The sequence below is a fragment of the Polyangium spumosum genome, assembly GCF_009649845.1.
Taxonomy (GTDB): domain Bacteria; phylum Myxococcota_A; class Polyangia; order Polyangiales; family Polyangiaceae; genus Polyangium; species Polyangium spumosum.
The window spans coordinates 54569-72735 of the sequence record NZ_WJIE01000024.1; the positions used below are offsets into that span (position 1 = coordinate 54569).

Below are 18167 nucleotides of genomic sequence, written 5' to 3' on the forward strand. Positions count from 1 at the left end.
CGGGCGAGCGGGTTCCATTCCTCCCCCCTCGAGGGTCGGCGTGCGGTTGGAATGATGAGGGGGTGAGTCCACCGGTGACGGTCGCGTCGGCCGTATTCACCGTCCAGCGCCATTTCTGGGCGCCTCGGCTCCCTGAGGGGCACGGCCGCGGGAGATTTTCAGCGCATACGTGATCGACGCTTGCAGGTTCGCGCACGTGACGATGCCCGAGAAATCGGCGCCGACCTCCACGAGGGTGCGGGCCACCTCGGCGCGAATGCCGCTCAGCACCATCTGCGCGCCGAGCAGGCGCGCGGCGTGTGCGATCCGGACGAGCGCGCCGGCCACCTGCTCGTCGAGGGCGACCACGCCGGTGACGTCGAGGATGGCCACGCGCACGCCCCCGCCGCTGATGCCCGCGAGGAGCACCTCGAGCGCCCGGTCGGCGCGGTCTGGATCGATCGCGCCGACGAGCGGCATGGCGACGATGTCGTCGCGGATCGGGACGAGGGGCGTGGAGAGCTGGCGCAGGCGCTCCTCGCTGGCCCGCAGCGCCTCGTACGCCCGTTTTTGCTCGGTCATGTCGAGGATCTGCGAGATGAAGTGGACGGGCTCGCCGCTCTCGTCACGCACGAGGGCGACGTGTAGCAGGGCGTGGACGATCGAGCCGTCCCGGTGGATGTACCGCTTCTTGAGCTGGTAGCGCGGGATCTCGCCGCGGACCGTCTTTCCGACGAGCTCGACGTCGATCTCGAGGTCGTCGGCGTGCGTGATGTCCTGAAAGCGCAGCCGCACGAATTCTTCGGGCGTGTATCCGAGCAGCTCCGCGAGCGCGCGGTTCACGCGGACGAAGCGGCCTTCCAGGCTGACGATGGTCATCCCTATCGGAGCACAATCGAACGTCTGCTGGAATCGCTCCTCATTGAGGTATCGCTCCCGATCGGCGAGCGCGTGGTCCTCGCTGAGCCGGCGCGCCTCCTCGACCTGGGCGCGGAGGGCCTGATTCTCCGCCGCAAGCTCGGCATTGCGGCTCCGTAAATCAGCGTAGGTGAACAGCTGTGATGTGTCGTCGCTCATGTCGCTATGATCCAAACGCTTTGTCAGGTTACACCCTACCCGCGCCTCGGGGAAACCTTCGTTTGTCATTTCGCAAGGCGACGTCCAGATGTCGACGTCTTCACAAAGTGCCGCTGGAGCGCCACCCCATCGCGGGTCCAGGCACAGCAGCTCGTATTTTATTTCGCTGTGTCAGCTTACCTGCGGCGTGCGATAACCATCGCCACAGGTAGCTGAATAGGCAAAAGTAAGGTTTGTAGTCTTCGAGTGGACGCTACCTAAGCGCCACAGCGCACGCGTCGCCATGTATTTGCTCGTCGGTTGACGTGCGCCCCCTCATCCCACCATGATGGCCTGGCACGCGGCGGCAACATGAAGTTTCTTCTTATCCGTCGTTCCAGAATTCCGATGACGACTCGTTCCTGAGGCGGCGTACCGTCGACCTGCGTCATCCATGCACGATTCGTGGGGGGGCAAGGAGCCGATGAATGAGCGTCGCCGACACGGGGTGCATCGTACCTGCAGCCTGGAATGACACTGCGGTCGCCTTCCCCGAACACGCCTGCCTTCACGAGCTCGTCGAGGCGCAGGTCGAGCGCACGCCGGGCAGCGTCGCCGTCATCTTCGAGGGTCGGGCGATTTCCTATCGCGAGCTCGACGAGAAGGCGAATCGCCTCGCCCACCGGCTCCGTCGCTCGGGCGTCGGCCCGGAGAGCCTCGTAGGCGTCTGCCTCGAGCGCTCGCTCGAGCTCGTCATCGCGCTCCTCGCCATTCTCAAGGCCGGCGGCGCATACGTGCCCATCGATCCCGAGTACCCGCGCGAGCGCGTGGCCTTCATGCTCGCCGATTCGGGGGTCTCGCTCTGTCTCACGCACGCTCGGCTCACCGGAGCTCTCCCCCCTTTTTCCGGCCAGTTCCTCGTGCTCGACGCCATGGCCGACGATCTCGCCCGCGAGAGCGTCGAGGGGCCGCCACGGGTCATCGGGCCGCAAAACCTCGCTTATGTCATCTACACCTCGGGGTCGACCGGGCGGCCCAAGGGCGTCCAGATCCCGCATCGCGCCGTCGTCAACTTCCTCGCGTCCATGCGCAAAAGACCGGGGATCACGGAGCGGGACGTGCTTCTCGCGGTCACGAGCCTGTCGTTCGACATCGCCGGCCTCGAGATTTTTCTGCCGCTCGCGGCCGGGGCGTGCCTCGTGGTCGTGAGCCGCGCGGTGGCTGTTGACGGCGCGCGCCTCTCGGCGCTGATGGCGCAGCCCGGCGGCGGCGCGGGGGCCTGCACGTTTTTCCAGGCTACGCCGGCCACGTTCCGGCTCCTGCTCGAAGCGGGGTGGGAGGGGAGCCCCGCGCTCAGGGTGCTCTGCGGGGGCGAGGCCCTGCCGCGTGATCTGGCGTCGAAGATCCTCGACCGAGTGGGCTCGCTCTGGAACGTCTACGGCCCCACGGAGACGACGATATGGTCCACGCTCCATCAGATCACCTCGAAGACGGCGCCGATCCTCATTGGTCGCCCCATCGCGAACACGCAGGTCCACCTCCTCGACGCGCGCATGGAGCCCGTGCCCATCGGCGTGCCCGGGGAGCTGTTCATCGGCGGCGTGGGCGTGGCCCGCGGCTATCTGAATCGCCCCGAGCTCACGGCCGAGCGATTCCGACCCGATCCCTTCGCGCGCGAGCCGGGGGCGCGCATGTACCGCACCGGCGATCTGGCGGCGTGGCAGGAGGACGGCAATCTCGCGTACCTGGGCCGTATCGACGATCAGGTCAAGATCCGCGGCCACCGCATCGAGCTCGGCGAAATCGAAGTGGTGCTGCGTGAGCATTCCATGGTGCGCGACGCCGTCGTGTGCGCACGCGAAGACACGCCCGGGGACAAGCGCCTCGTGGCCTATTTCGTCCCGAGGGCGCGAGGGGCAACAACCAACCTCGACGAGGAGCAAGTCGGCGCGTGGCGCGACATCTATGACGGGGCTTATCGCCAATCGAGAGCCGAGGATCCGACCTTCGACGTGACGGGCTGGATGAGCAGCTATACCGGCGAGCCCATCCCCGAGCCGACGATGCGCGTCTGGCGGGACAATACCGTCGCGCGCTTGCTCTCGCTCGGCCCTGCGCGCGTGTACGAGATCGGCTGCGGGACGGGCCTCCTGCTCCACCCGATCGCCCCCCATTGCCGGTCCTACGTCGGCGCCGATTTCTCCGCCGCGGCCGTCGAGCGCCTCCGCACCGTCTCGACCGCTCGCGGCCTCTCCCAGGTCACCGTCGAGCAGCGCGAGGCCATCGATTTTTCCGGCATCGAGCCGGCCTCCTTCAACCTCGTCGTCCTCAACTCGGTCGCCCAGTACTTCCCCGATCGCCATTACCTCGAGGCCGTCCTCTCCGGGGCCGCGCGCGCGCTCCGGCCCGGGGGCGCCATCTTCCTGGGCGACGTGCGCTGCCTGCCGCTCGCGGAGGCCTTCCACGCCTCGGTCGAGTTTTCCCGGGCGAGGAGCGACGAGCCCGCGGCGGTCCTGGCCGAGCGCATCCAGCGCGCCGTCCGCGCGGAGGGCGAGCTCTTGCTCGCGCCGGGCTACTTCGAGTCCCTCCGGTCCGTGGTGCCGGAGATCTCCCACGCCGAGATCTGGCTCAAGCGGGGCCACGGTGCGGACGAGATGACCCGTTTCCGCTACGACGTGCTCCTCTTCGTCGGCGAGGTCGGAGAGTCCGTCACCGTCGCGACGACGAGGCGCTACGCCGAATCCTTTGGCAGCCTCGCTTCCCTGGAGCGATGGCTCGCGGACGAGCGGCCCGAGCGCGCGGAGATTCTCGGTATCCCGAACGCGCGTGTCCTCGCCGATTGTATCGCCGCGCAAAAGGCGCGGGGGCAGGAGGGGACCGTCCACGAGGTTCTCTCCGAGGCGGCGCGCGGAGCGACGGACGCCGTAGCGCCCGAGTCGTTATGGGAGATCGGCGAGCGGCTCGGTTATGGCGTTCGCGTCACGTACTCCCGCACCGCCGGGCCGAGCCACGTCGACGTGCTCTTCGAACCACCTCTCGAGCAGGGTCGACCGCGGCCCTGGCGCGTACCCCAGGGCGCGTCCGGCTCGCTCGACACCCTCACCAGCCACCCCTCGCGCAAGCAACACGCGCCGCGCCTCGTCTCGGCGCTCCGGGCGTTCCTCGGAGACAGGTTGCCCGAGCCCATGATCCCCTCGATATTCGTGGCGCTCGAGGCGCTCCCGCTCACTCCGAATGGCAAGATCGACCGCCGCGCGCTCCCCGCGCCGAGCGCGTCTCGCCCCGAGCTCGATCAGGGCTTCGTGCCACCCAGGACCCCGCTCGAAGAGACGGTCGCGAGCATCTGGCGAGAGATCCTCGACCTCACGCGCGTGGGCGTCGCCGACGATTTCTTCGACCTCGGCGGGCACTCGCTCCGCGCCGTGCAGGTCCTCTCCCGCATCCGGCGTGACCACGGCGTCGACATCTCGCTCCCCGAATTCTTCGCCCGCCCCACGATCGAATCCCTCGCGGCCCTCATCCAAACACGCGAGGGAGGCGCGCTGTCACCGGACGAGGTTCCCCTCGCGCCCACGCCGAGGGATGGGGATCTGCCGCTCTCCTTCGGCGAGGAGCGCCTTTACTTCCTCCACGCGCTCGCGCCGGAGAGCACGGCCTATAGCTGCCCCTTCTTTTTCCGTATCGAGGGCCCGCTCCATGTCGAGGCGCTCGAACGAGCCCTCTCCGAGATCACACGCCGCCACGAGATTCTCCGCACGACCTACCACGAAGTCGACGGCAAGCCGATCCGGCGCATCGCAAAGCCCACCATCGTCCGCCTGGACAAACTCGACGTCGACGCCTTGCCCGGCGGCGGGCGCCCCGAGGAGCGAGACGCGCGCGTGCGACGGTGGATCGATGCCGAGGCTGCGCGGCTCTTCGACATCACGCGTGGCCCGCTCATGCGTGCCGGGCTCTTGCGGCTCGGCGCCGCGGAGCACGTCCTCGGGCTGAACCTTCATCACATCGTCACGGACGGCTGGTCCATGGCGCTGTTCTTCCGCGAGCTCGAGGCGGTCTACGACGCATTCAAACGCGCCGAAGCCTCGCCGCTCCCGGAGCCGCGCCTCCAGTACACCGATTATGCAGCCTGGCAGCGGAGGACACTCGCCGGAGAGGCAGCCTCGCGGCTCGCAGGGTTCTGGAGGGAGAGGCTCGCGGGCGCGCCGCATTTGCTCGATCTGCCGGCGGATCGCCCCCGCCCCCCGGTCATGAGCTTCCGGGGCGCGAGGCGCGTTTTTCGCCTCGACGAGCGCCAGATCGCGCCCCTCCGCGAGCTCGTCGCGGAGAGGGGCATCACCCTCTCGATGGCCCTGCTCTCCGTGTTCGCGGCGCTGATCGGTCGCTACACGGAGCGGGAAGATTTCCTGCTCGGCATTCCCATCGCGGGCCGCGGGCGCGTCGAGCTCGAGGAGTTGCTCGGATTCTTCGTCAACACCCTTCCCGTCCGGATCGATCTCTCGGCCGATCCCTCATTCTCCGAGCTCCTCCTGCGGGTGCGCGAGGCGAGCCTCGGCGCGTATGCCCACGCCGCGCTCCCGTTCGAGCAGATCGTGCAGGAGCTGCGGATCGAGCGGAGCACCGCCAGCAATCCGCTGGTGCAGGTCGCTTTTGCCCCGCAGCCGCCTGGCGAGCGCGACCTCGGCCTCGCCGACGTCTCGGTCCAGAAGTTGACGGCCGCCACGAAATCGACCGTCTTCGATCTCACCCTGTATTGCTGGGAGGAGGACGACGGCAGCCTCGTCGGAGAGATCGAGTATTCCACGGACCTCTTCGATGCATGGCGCATCGAGCGTATGGTCCTGCATTTCACGGCCCTCCTCCAGGGCGCGTCCGCGAGCCCGGGCGAGCCCGTGCTCGGGTTGCCCATCCTGACGGACCTCGAGCGGGATCAGCTCCTCGTGGAGTGGAACGATACGAGCACGAAGACCCCGCCGGATGAGCTGGTCCACGAGCTCATCGAGGTCGAGGTGGATCGTGCGCCCGACGCGGAAGCCGTGAGCTCCGAGGAGCGCAGCCTGACCTACCGCGAGCTCGACGAGAGGGCAAACAGGCTCGCGCATCGCCTCGTCGCGCTCGGCGTCGGGCCGGAGACGATCGTCGCCTCGTGCCTGGATCGGTCGGTCGAAGTCGTCATTGCGTTCCTGGCGATCCTCAAGGCCGGCGGCGCCTATCTGCCCATCGATCCAGCGCACCCGAAGGACCGCCGCGCATTCTTGCTCCAGGACAGCGGGGCCTCCGTCCTGCTCACACGAAAGCGCCTCGACGCGGACGCGCCGCCCTTCGTGGGCAAGGTCCTCTGCCTCGAAGAAGAGGCGCGCGAGATCGCAGCGATGCCCGCAGAGCGGCCGCGCCGGCGGGCGTGCGCGACGAACGCCGCCTACATCATCTACACCTCCGGCTCGACCGGGCGCCCCAAGGGGGTCGTCGTCGAGCACCACAATGCCGCGCACCTCGTCCATGCGCAGCGCGCGCCGCTCGGCATTGGCCGGGGCGCGCGGGTGCTGCAGACGGCATCCCTCGGCTTCGACGCTTCGATCTGGGAGATGCTCATGAGCCTCACGGTGGGAGCGACGCTCTGCATTGCGAAGCTCCACGATCTCCTCCCCGGTGAAGACCTCGCCCGCACCCTGCGCCGCCGCCGTATCTCGGTGGCCTTCTTCCCTCCCTCGGTCCTGGCCCGGCAGCCTTTCGAGGAGTTTCCCGATCTCTCTTTGATCCTCGTGGGGGGCGAGGCTTGCCCAGCGGAGATCATCGATCGGTGGGCCCCGGGACGCAGGGTGATCAACGCTTATGGCCCCACCGAGGGTACGGTCTTCGTGACCTCGACCGAGTGCGTGCCGGGGGAAGGCACGCCGGCCATTGGCAGGCCGATCGCCCATACGAGCGCTCACGTCCTCGATCCGCGGGGCCAGCTCACGCCCGTGGGCGTGGCCGGGGAGCTGCATATCGGCGGCGCCGGGGTCGCGCGAGGTTATCTCCACCGCCCCGAGCTGACGCGCGAGCGCTTCAAGCCGGATCCCTTCAGCGCCGCGCCCGGGGCGCGCCTCTACCGCACGGGCGATCGCGCCCGGTGGCGGCAAGATGGCCGCCTCGAGTTCCTCGGTCGCGTCGACGAGCAGGTCAAGATCCGCGGTGTCCGCATCGAGCTCGGCGAGATCGAGGCGATTCTGCGCGAGCACGCGGCGGTGCAGGACGTCGCCGCCGCGGTGCGGGAGGACGACGCCGGGGACAAACGCCTCGTGGCGTACGTCGTCCCGCAGTCCGCCGGGGGAGGAATGGACGCGGAGGACGGCGCGCTCGTGGCGGAGCAGGTCTCGGACTGGAAAACGCTGTACGAGGGGACGTACGAGCAGCGGGACGAGGGCGGCGACCCGACCTTCGACATCACGGGCTGGAACGATAGCTACGACGGCCGGCCCATCGACGCTGCGCTGATGCGGGTTTGGCGGGACAGCACCGCGATGCGCCTGCTCGCCCTGAAGCCCGAGCGCGTCCTGGAGATCGGCTGCGGGACGGGGCTCTTGCTCCACCCGGTGGCTCCTCATTGCGATGAGTATGTCGGCGTCGATTTCTCGAAAAAGGTCATCGACGCGCTCGGGTCCGCGGTCGCGTCACGCAATCTCTCCCGGGTGCGGCTCGAGCAACGTGAAGCGAACGATTTCCGGGGGATCGCGCCGGAGCGCTTCGATCTCGTGGTGCTCAACTCGATCGTGCAGTATTTCCCGGACGCGGCGTACCTCCGCGACGTGCTCCTGGGGGCCGCGCGGGCCGTCCGCGACGGCGGGGCGATCTTCGTGGGCGACGTGCGTTGCCTGCCGCTGCTCGGCGCATTCCACGGATCGGTCGAGCTTCATCGGTCCCCGTCGCACCTCCCCGCTTCGATGCTGCGCGGGCGCGTGGAGCGCGCGATGGCGACCGAAGGCGAGCTCGTCCTCGACCCGGACTTCTTCCGGAGCCTCGTCGGCGAAATCCCGCGCCTCACGCATGCGGAGATATGGCTCGAGCGTGGCCACGGCACCGACGAGATGACGCGTTATCGTTACGACGTCCTGCTCTACGTCGGCGAGGCCCCGCCGCCCGTCGAGGTGGTGGATTCGCTCGATTTCACCCGGATGGAGGGTGGCCTCGACGCCATCGAGCGCGCCCTCGTCGGGCAGCCCGCTGCGGTCGAGATCCTGAACATCCCCAACGAGCGCATCTTTTCCGACTGGATCACATGGCAAAGGCTGCGCGCGTCGACCGGTCCGGAGACCTGCGGGCAAATCGCTGCCCTCGCGGAGCGTGACGCCCAGGGCGCGGTCGCGCCCGAGGCGCTCTGGCAGCGAGGGGAGGCCCTGGGTTACGAAGTGCGCCTCTCCCCGTCGCAAACCGACCCGAGCAGGTTCGACGCCCTGTTTCAGCGGGGCGCAGCGGCACAAGGGAGGCCCCGCCCCTGGACGCGCGTCACAAAGCCATACATCGCCCCCCTCGCGAACGATCCCCTCGCCGGCAAGCGGGCGCAGCGCCTCATCCCGGCGCTCCGTGCCTTCCTGCGAGCGAGGTTGCCCGATTACATGGTCCCCGCGGATTTCGTCACGCTGGATCGGCTGCCGCTCACGCCGAATGGAAAGCTCGACCGCAGCGCTCTGCCCGCGCCGGACCGCGGGAAGAAGGACGGCCTCGCGACGGCCTTCGTCGCGCCTTCCTCGGAGATCGAGCAATCCCTCTCGGCCATCTGGAGGGAGCTCCTCGCGCTCGATCGGATCGGGCTCGACGACCCCTTCTTCGATCTCGGTGGCCATTCGTTGCTCCTTGCCCGGCTCCGGTCGGCCATCACGTCGCGTCTCGGCCTCGAAGTGAGCATGGTCGAGCTCTTCCAGTTCCCGACCCTCCGCCGCCTCGCGGCGCACCTCGAAGCGCAGCGGAGGGGCAACACCCCGAGCGAAGCCTCGCCGCGCCCCGTCTCGGATCATGCGGCGACGCAGCCTCCCGGGAGCTCCGCCGTTGCCATCATTGGAATGGCTGGCCGCTTCCCGGGGGCAAACGATATCGAGGTGTTCTGGGAGAACCTGCGGCGCGGCGTCGAGGGGATCTCTTTCTTCACGAGGGAGGAGCTGCTCGCCGCGGGGGTCCGCCCGGAGCTCGTCGACGCGAAGGAGTTCGTGCCGGCGATCGGGGTCATCGAGGACGCGATGGGATTCGACGCCGCATTTTTCGGGTACGGTCCCGCGGAGGCGCGGGTGATGGATCCGCAGCATCGCGTCTTCCTCGAATGCGCGTGGGAGGCGCTGGAGCGCGCGGGATACGATCCTTCCCGGGAAGGGCAGAGGATCGGGGTGTTCGGCGGCGCCGAGGCGCCTCGTTACTGGATCGAGCGGGTGGGCCTGTCCGAGCGCCCGCTGAGCGCCGAGGAATACCGGGCGCTCATTGGCAACGTCGCGGACACCCTGACCACCCGCGTGGCCTACGAGCTCGGCTTGCGCGGGCCGGCCTTGACGGTCATGACCGCCTGCTCGACGTCCCTCGTGGCCGTTCACCTCGCCTGCAAGAGCCTCCTCGCGCGTGAATGCGACGTCGCGCTCGCGGGCGGCGTCTCCGTCCTGCCACCGGATCGGCTCGGCTACGTCCACGAGAGCGGGTCCGTGGTCTCTCCCGATGGCCATTGTCGCCCCTTCGACGCCGAGGCTCGTGGAATGCTCGGCTCGAGCGGCGTCGCCCTCGTGACCCTCAAGCGGCTCGAGGACGCGCTCGCGGACGGCGACACGATCGTCGCCGTCATCCGGGGTTCGGCGATCAACAATGACGGCGCTCGCAAGGTCGGCTTCACGGCGCCGAGCGTCGATGGACAGGCGGAGGTGATCACCCGCGCCCTGGAGGCGGCCGACGTGGACCCGGAGAGCCTGGGCTTCGTGGAGGCCCACGGAACGGCCACCACGCTCGGCGATCCCATCGAGGTCGCAGCGCTCACGCGAGCGTTCGGCGCGCGCGGGCGGACGGACAAGAGAGGTTTTTGCGCCCTGGGGTCGGTGAAGAGCAACCTCGGGCATCTCGGCGCCGCCGCGGGGGTCACTGGGCTCATCAAGGCAGCCCTGTCGCTCGAGCGCGAGCTCATCCCGCCGACGCTCCATTTCAAAACGCCGAACCCCGAGCTCCACCTCGAAGAGAGCCCCTTCTTCGTCAACGCGGAGCCCTTGCGCTGGGGCCGCGGGAGCACGCCCCGGCGCGCCGGCGTGAGCGCCTTCGGCATTGGTGGCACCAATGCGCATGTCGTGCTGGAGGAGGCCCCGGAGCGCGAGCCGTCCGGACCTTCCCGCCCGGTCCAGCTCCTCTTGCTCTCCGCGCGCACGGAGGCCGCGCTCGAGGCGAGCACGGACCGCCTCGCCAAGGCGCTCGCGCGAGACCCCGTGATTTCGCTCCCGGACACCGCATTCACGCTCCAGCAAGGCCGGGCGAAGCTCGCGCACCGCAGGGCCGTCGTTTGCGGCGACCCGAGCTCCGCGGCGTCCGCTTTGACAAACCACGACCGCGACAGGATGGCGAGCGGTACGGCGAAGGAGCAACCTCCGCGCGTCGTTTTCATGTTCCCCGGCATGGGCTCTCAAAGAATCGGGATGGGGCGCGAGCTCCACGAAAGCGAGGCGGTCTACCGGGAGAGCTTCGATCGCGCCGCGGCCTCGTTCGAGGCGGCGCTGTCCATCGATATCCGCAAGCTCGTGTTCGCGCGCGAGGCCGACAGCGCCGAGGCCGCGCGCGCGCTCCTGCGACCCTCGCTCAACATCGCCTCCATCTTCTGCACCGAGTACGCGCTCGGCCGGTTGCTGATGTCCTGGGGGATCCAGCCAGCCGCGATGACGGGCCATAGCCTCGGTGAATACGCCGCGGCCTGCCTCGCCGGCGTGCTGTCGCTCGAGGACACGATCGACCTGCTCGTGCTCCGCGGCGCCATCTACGAGGAGCTGCCCGGGGACGCGGCGACCCTCGTCGTATCGCTGTCCGAGGTCGAGCTCGCGGCGCGCATGGGGCCTCTGCTCTCGCTCGCGGCCGTCAATGCATACGATAATTGCGCGGTCTCGGGGCCAGGCGAGCCCATTACGCGCTTCGAGGCCGAGCTCGCGCGCGAGGGCATCCAGTGCCGGCGGCTCGCCATCGCAGGGGCGGTCCACTGCTCGATGGTCGAGCCGTTCGTGGATCGATTGACCCGGAGGGCCGCTTCGATGGAACGGCGCGCGCCTCGCATTCCGCTCATCTCCAACCTCACGGGGCGGCTCTTGCGCGACGACGAGGCGATCGACCCGTCCTACTGGGCGCGTCACCTGCGCGGCACGGTCCGGTTTGCCGAGGGGATCGGGGGGCTCCTGGCCGATCCGACCTGCGCCTTCGTCGAGGTCGGCCCGGGTCGGACGCTCTCGAGCCTGGTCCGCCGGCACCCGGCCGTCGGCGTCTCGCGGACCGTCTGCACGACCCTCGCTCACCGCGGCGCCGAGGCGAATCGTTCGGATCTCGAAACGCTGCTCCTCGCCGTGGGGCAACTATGGTGCATCGGCGTGGAGGTGGACTGGGCTGCCTTCTGGGCAGGTGAGCGTCGGCGCCGCGTCCCGCTTCCGACCTACCCCTTCGAGCGTATTCATTACGTCATGGCACCTGCGCCCGGACGTCGCGAAGGCCGAGCGGCTGTGAAATTCGAGGCGGAAAGCTCGCGTCGCGCGGAGCCGGCCCCCGGAGCGCCGCGCGTCCCGGGCTCGACGCTCCTCGACCCCGTGGAGCAGGCGCTCTGCGCCCTCGTCGCGCGGCTGCTCGGCGTCGAGAAGCTCGAACCGACGGACAACTTCTTCGATCTCGGCGGCGACTCGCTGATCGCAGTCGAGCTGCGCGCGAGGATCGAGCGAGAGCTCGACGTGCGCCTCCCCGTCCACGCCCTCATCGAATCGCCGACGTTCCGTGCCCTCGCCGCGCGCATCCGCGGCGCGTCCCACGCGGGAGGCAATGGCGTCGGCGCCCCGGTCGCGCGGGAGGCGCACCGCGGACGGCTGCTCGTCGAGCTCCGGAAGGGGTCGGCCGGGGCAAAACCATTCTTCCTGGTGCAGCCCATCGGCGGCACGGTCTACACGTACATGCCCCTGGCGCGCGCGCTGGATTCGTCCCTCGCGGTTTATGGCATCCGGGCCTCGGGTATGGAGCCTGGTGAGCCCATCCTGGAGCGCGTCGAGGTCATGGCGGCCCGTTCTCTCGAAGAGGTACGGACGATCCAGCCGGAGGGTCCTTATTTGCTTGCCGGGCATTCGGCCGGCGGCGCGATCGCCTACGAGATGGCGCAGCAGCTCCTCGCGCGGGGCGAACGGGTGGCGCTCCTTGCGATGCTCGATACCTCCTCGCTCGAGCTCGCGAAGAGGCCCATGGAGAGCGCCGGGGATTTCCTGCGCGCCATGGAGAACCTGCCCGCGCTGGAGTCGCAGGCCTATCAGGGTTTCCTCACGGCGCTACGCGAGGATACGCCCTTCCGGTCCATCGTGCTCGCCACCTGGCGAGCCCTCGCCGCGTATCGACCCATGCCCCTCGGCGCGGACCTGCTTTATCTCTGGGCCCGAGACAACCGCGCCCCCGAGGACGCCGACGCCGATCGGTACTGGATGTCTCTCGCGGCGCGCGCCTTCTCGCGGGTTCCGGTCGAGGGGACCCATTTCTCGATGATGGATGCGCCCCTCGTCGAAGGTGTCGCCCGCGTGCTCGGCAGGCATCTCGCGCTCGCGGAAGCAGCGGGAGGAGGCCCCACGAGCCGCGCGACGAGCCGTCCGTCTCGGAACCCTGGCACGGAGGGGGATCGGGACCGAGACAGATTCTTGGTTCCCTAGCACGTGCGGAATGCGCTCGGTCCAGGACGAGCCTGCCGCGGCCGGGAGGCGCCTATCGTTCGTCTCCCGCGATCACCGGAGCTTCACGACCGGAAGGGCGTCCCCCATCTCGCCGGGGTCGTCGCCGCGATCGAACGTATCCTCGAGGCCGAGCTGGCCAGAATCATTTTGTCCCCAGCATTTGACCGTCGCGTCGTCGAGGATCACGCAGGCGAACCTGCCGCCCACCGCGATCCTCCTGGCCTTCCGGCCGGCGCCGAGATCGATCGCGGGGAGCGCGTCGCCCATCTCGCCCGGCGCTATGCCGCGGTTCAGTTTGTCGCCCAGGCCGAGCTGGCCCCGAGCGTTTTCCCCCCAGCATTTGACCGATCCGTCATTCAAGATCGCGCACGAAGAAGCGCCGCCCGTCGCGATGCGCGTGGCCGTCTTGCCGCTGCCGAGATCGACGAACGGCAGGTTGTCCCCCATCTCCCCCGGCCCGTCCCCCCGGTGCGCCGTGTCGCCCAGCCCGAGCGCACCGCTGCCGTTCAGCCCCCAGCATTTCACCTTTCCGTCGGTCAGGAGCACGCAGGAATGACCAAATGTCACCGAGATCGAGAGGACCGCGCCCGCGGCGCCGAGGGTCGCCGAGGGCAAAACGTCCCCCATTTCACCCACCTCGTCTCCCCGCTGCATCATATCGCCTTGGCCGAGCTGTCCCCAGATGTTGTACCCCCAGCACTTCACGGCACCATCGTCCAGGACCGCGCACTGGAAGCTGTGTCCACTCGCGAGCTGCTTGGCGAACCGGCCCGTCCCGAGCGCGACCGGAGGGAGGGCGTCGCCCATTTGACCGGGCTGGCTCCCCCGGATCATCGTATCCCCCTGACCGAGCTCACCGTTCGAGTTGTACCCCCAGCACTTGAGGGTGTCGTCGTCCAGGATCGCGCAGGAATGGGCGTGGCCGCTGCTGAGCACCTTCGCCGTCCGGCCCGCGCCGAGGTCCACGGGCGGTAAACTGTCCCCCATCTCGCCCAGCTCGTCCCCATGGGCCAATATGTCGCCGAGACCTACCTGACCCAACCCGCCCCCTCCCCAGCATTTGACGGTCTGGTCGTCGAGCAGCGCGCAGGTGTGCGCGGTGCCGGGGGCCATCGAGAGGATGGTGCGGCCGTCGCCGAGCCCGAGAAACGGGAGGTTGTACCCCATCTCGTTCGGCCCGTCGCCCCGCATCCATTTGTCCCCCAGGCCGAGCTGACCATTCTCGTTCGCGCCCCAGCACTTCGCTCGGCCATTCGCGAAGAGCACGCACATGGAGACGCCGCCCGCGAAGAGCTCGACCGGCGCCGCGCGGCAATCGGGCATGCACGTCTCCGTCGCCGTGAGGCTGCCGTCGTCGCACTCCTCGACCCCTTGCCGGACGAACCCGTCCCCGCACGCGGCATTTTGGCAGGACGACGTGCATGTATCGGTGCCGATCGTGTTTCCGTCGTCGCACGCCTCGACGCCGACCTGGAGCAGCCCGTCGCCGCAAGTTGCCATCTGGCACTGGGCGGTGCACGCGTCGCTGTCCAGCAAATTCCCGTCGTCGCACGCCTCGCCGTCCTGCACGATGCCGTCGCCGCAGCCCGGCACCACGCACGTCGTCGTGCACGTGTCGCTCTCGTCGGTGTTCCCGTCGTCGCAGACCTCCGCGTTCGACACGACGCCGTCGCCGCATACGCAGTCGGGGCCCTCCTCGTCGACGCGACCGTCGCAATCGTCGTCCATACCGCTCGGGCTGCAGGCCTCGGGCGCAGGCAAGGTCTGTCCCACGCATTCTCCGTACCCCGTCCCGTCCGGGATGCAGAGCTGCTTTCCACGCTTGCAGGGCGTGTTCCCCAGCGCCGCCTCCGGCCCGCCGAAGCAATCGCCGATCGTGCCGGGGACACACACGCAGCCGAGCCCGGACTCGTTCACGGCCCCGTCACAATCCTCGTCGAAGATCGACAGGCACGTCTCCTCCTTCGGCAAGACCTCCCCCAGGCAAGGCCCGGTCGGCTTCGCGTCCTCGTCACAGACCTGCTTGCCGTCGACACAAGCCCCGACGCCGCGCATCTCGGCGGGCCCCGTGAAACAGGGCGCGAACGAGAGCCGCGCGTGCGTGGGCGTGCTCCCGACGCAATGGTCGAACGTGCATGGATTGCCGTCGTTCGGCGCGTCCGCCTGGACGGGCACGAGCCGCCGCCGGCCCTCCACGTCGCATTGCGCCTCCACGCAGTCGCCCGCGACCTGCGCCACGAGCGGCGTGCCCGCGGGTTTGTCGTCGTAGACGCAGCGCTCCTCGACGCACGCCGCGGTCCGACATTCGGGCTCCGGCACGGAGCAGTCGTCCACGGTGACACACGCGTCCGGATAGGGGTTCCCTTCACGGATCCCGGCGACCTGATTGCAGGCGACCCACCCGCCCAGGAGGAGCGCGAGGAGAACGATAGGGGCGCCGCCGCGGAGCTTCCGTGCCTCGGACCGGTGTGGCTTCACCCTCGAGAGTGACACATGAGAACACGCGAGCTGTCAAGGACTCGCGCGGCCACGCGCGCGCCGGGTCAGAATGCGCCTCGCACCCGTACGCCGGTCGGAAGGAGCTCGAGCGTCGCGTCCACCCCGGCCCGTGGGCCCTTCTCCGCGCTGCCCTTCGATTTCGACGCTGGCGCCGTCGCGAAGAGCACGACCCCGCCGAGCAGCACGACCCCGCCGACCGCGAGCGCCGCCGTCGAGCCATTGCCCAGCCTCACCGCCTCGCTTCGAAGCGCGAGCCCGGCGCGCTTGCAAGAATCGTCCGCGTCGCAGAGGCCCGCGTTGCTCTCGTCGTTTTTCTGGATCGCGAGCCCGCCCAGCACCCCGCCCAGGACGAGCCCCGCGGCCCCCACGCCCATCGCGGCCGTGCCGAGCGGACGTTGCCATGGCCTCTCGGCCGCGAAGTTCTGGATCACCACCGTCGACGCCGCGCGCCTCCGCTCCTCCGCCGCGCTCGCGCGCAGATCGATCGCGGGAGCCTCGACGCGCGCCGAGATGGCCTCACCGTCCTTCGCGACCTCGATCGCCCGCGTCCACGTCTCGTACCCGGGCGCCGTGACCACGATTTCGTGTCGCCCCACGTCCACGGGCAGCGCCGTCCCCCATTGCGCTTCCCCCAGCGCCACGCCGCCGCGCGTGACCCTGACCTGCGGGATCTTGCGGACCGCGTCCGGCACATCGATCGTCAGCCTCGCGAGCCGCCCCTTGAGCGCCTCCGCCTTCGCCGCGGCTCGCGCGGCGCGATCCTTCTGCCCCGCGCGTTGCGCGAGGGAGCTCGCCACCGCATAGTGCGACCAGGCGCTCGCCAGCTTGCCGCTCTCCTCGTAGCATTCGGCGAGCGTGAGTTTGGCGCCGATACCCTCGGGCACGAGCCTCACCGCCTCCACGAGCTTGGGGCACGCCGTCGCGTAATCCTTGGCGTCCATCGCGGCGACGGCCTCGTCATAAAGCGCCTGCGCGACGGCGATCTTCTCGGCGTCGCTCGGCTGCGCGTGCGCGGCCGGCGCGACGAGCAGCGCGCCGCAGAGGGCCGCGAGAAACCGTGCGTCGGAGACGGGCCGACGTATCTTCACGGGCGTGAGGACACACGACAACGTGCTTCCTGTCAAGGGATCCAGCGGCTATGGTACCGCCATGCATCCCATCGTCACGGCGGGCGAGACCTTGCTGGGCAAGTACCGCGTCGAACGGGTCCTCGGCCAGGGGGGGATGGGCATGGTCGTGGCGGCGCGACACGAGGGCCTCGGGGAGCTCGTCGCCATCAAACTCATGCTCGGGCCCGAGGGCGCCGGCCGCGCGCAGCAGGCGAGGGATCGATTCCTCCGCGAGGCACGTAATGCAGCGCGCCTCAAGAGCGAGCACGTCGCGAAGGTCTACGACGTCGGTCAGCTCGACGATGGCAGGCCGTACATGGTCATGGAGTACCTCGAAGGTCGAGACCTCGCCGAGGTGATCGAGCGGCGCGGCCCGCTCCCCGTCACGGAGGCGGCCGGCCTCGTGCTCCAGGCCTGCGATGCGCTCGTGGAGGCGCACGGGCTCGGCATCGTGCACCGCGATCTCAAGCCCTCGAACATGTTCCTGATCCGGAGGCCGAGCGGAAAACCTTGCCTCAAGCTCCTCGATTTCGGCATCTCCAAGCGTATGTCCGCGGAGTCGCAGTCCCTCACGACGAGCGGCGCCCTGCTCGGCTCGCCGCTCTACATGTCCCCCGAGCAGGTCTCGGACGCGAAGGCCGTTGGACCTCAAAGTGACATCTGGGCCATGGGCGTCGTCCTCTACCAGCTCGCGACCGGGCGGGTCCCATTCGAAGGCGAATGGATCGGGCAGGTCGTGCATGCGATCATGCTGCAGGAGCCCATGCTCCCGAGCCAGATCCGGCCCGAGCTCCCCGGCGAGCTCGACGCGGTCGTCGGCCGTTGCCTGTGCAAGAACCCCGAGGAGCGATATGCGACCATGGGCGAGTTCGCCGCCGCCTTGCGCTCACTCCTCCGCGTGAACAGCATGCTCTCGCCGCTCTCCGATCTGCTCGGCGAGGCGGCCGCGTCCGCGGAGCTCGCCGCGGCCCCCACCGCCCCGGCGTTCGAGGCATCCGCCGGGCAGGCCCCTCCTGACGAGGCGCCACCCACGACCTCGGTCGAGACGCTCTCCGAATCGCCGGAGAAGCTCGCGGAGCTCCTGCCGGCGCTCAGGAGCACGGGCGCCGAGCCTCCCTCGAAGGTGAACGTGGCGCCCGCGGAGGTCGCACCCGCGCGTGCGTCCGAGGGTTCCGCGTCCACGCAATCGCCCCTGAGCAGGACCATGTCGGAGGTCGCGCCCGCGCCTGCACAGCGCGCGTCTCCTCCGTGGATCGCAGTCGCGGTCGGCTTCGCGGCCCTCCTCGGAGTCGGGCTTTACGTGTTTCAAGACAAACCACATCTCCCGGCCCCGAGCGGCGCCGGCGTCGAACCCGAGTCGGGCACGACGAGCCTCCCCCTCGCCGCATCGAGCATGCCCCCGCCCGCGCCGCCGGAGGCCCCCTCGCCCAGCGCAGGAGCGGCGCCAACGGCGTCCGTGACGGCGCCGCCGCCCGCGCCGCCGCCCGCGCCCACGAGCGCTCCCCGCGCGGCGACGACCTCGACATCCAGCACGAGGGCGAAAGCGACGAGCGCGCCCTCGGCGACCGCGTCGCAGGCGCCGCCCGCGCCCACGACGAAGCCGAGCGGCAAAACACACGAGGGCCTCTTCTGA

The 18167-nt window shown here is 69.4% G+C and carries 5 protein-coding genes; 2 read left to right on the forward strand and 3 right to left on the reverse strand.

All coding sequences use genetic code 11. The annotated features are described in order from the left end of the window. Window positions 1–96: 96 nt before the first annotated feature. Window positions 97–1056 (reverse strand): STAS domain-containing protein, encoded by a 960-nt coding sequence (locus tag GF068_RS40120; protein WP_170319970.1) that lies wholly within the window; start codon window positions 1054–1056, stop codon window positions 97–99. A gap of 467 nt (window positions 1057–1523) precedes the next feature. Here GF068_RS40120 and GF068_RS40125 point away from each other — a divergent pair, with 467 nt between their 5' ends. After that, window positions 1524–12905: a non-ribosomal peptide synthetase/type I polyketide synthase gene (locus tag GF068_RS40125; protein ID WP_153824842.1), complete on the forward strand. Its 11382-nt coding sequence runs from the start codon at window positions 1524–1526 to the stop codon at window positions 12903–12905. A 72-nt stretch (window positions 12906–12977) separates the two neighbouring features. Here the strand turns inward: GF068_RS40125 and GF068_RS40130 are convergent, their stop codons facing one another. Both GF068_RS40130 and GF068_RS40135 read right to left on the reverse strand, forming a co-directional pair. After that, window positions 12978–15404 (reverse strand): DUF4215 domain-containing protein, encoded by a 2427-nt coding sequence (locus tag GF068_RS40130; RefSeq protein ID WP_153824843.1) that lies wholly within the window; start codon window positions 15402–15404, stop codon window positions 12978–12980. Window positions 15405–15469: 65 nt separating this feature from the next. Further along, window positions 15470–16513 carry a PEGA domain-containing protein gene (locus tag GF068_RS40135; protein ID WP_170319971.1) on the reverse strand — a complete coding sequence of 348 codons (1044 nt, stop codon included), beginning with the start codon at window positions 16511–16513 and terminating at the stop codon, window positions 15470–15472. 61 nt (window positions 16514–16574) lie between these two features. On the opposite strand from GF068_RS40135, the gene GF068_RS40140 reads away from it, so the two are divergent. Further along, window positions 16575–18167 (forward strand): serine/threonine-protein kinase, encoded by a 1593-nt coding sequence (locus GF068_RS40140; protein ID WP_153824845.1) that lies wholly within the window; start codon window positions 16575–16577, stop codon window positions 18165–18167.

Excerpts from the sequence above, each read along its gene's own strand:
- GF068_RS40120 (WP_170319970.1), bottom strand. The coding sequence starts at position 1,056 with ATGAGCGACGACACATCACAGCTGTTCACCTACGCTGATTTACGGAGC.
- GF068_RS40125 (WP_153824842.1), top strand. The coding sequence starts at position 1,524 with ATGAGCGTCGCCGACACGGGGTGCATCGTACCTGCAGCCTGGAATGAC.
- GF068_RS40140 (WP_153824845.1), top strand. The coding sequence starts at position 16,575 with ATGCATCCCATCGTCACGGCGGGCGAGACCTTGCTGGGCAAGTACCGC.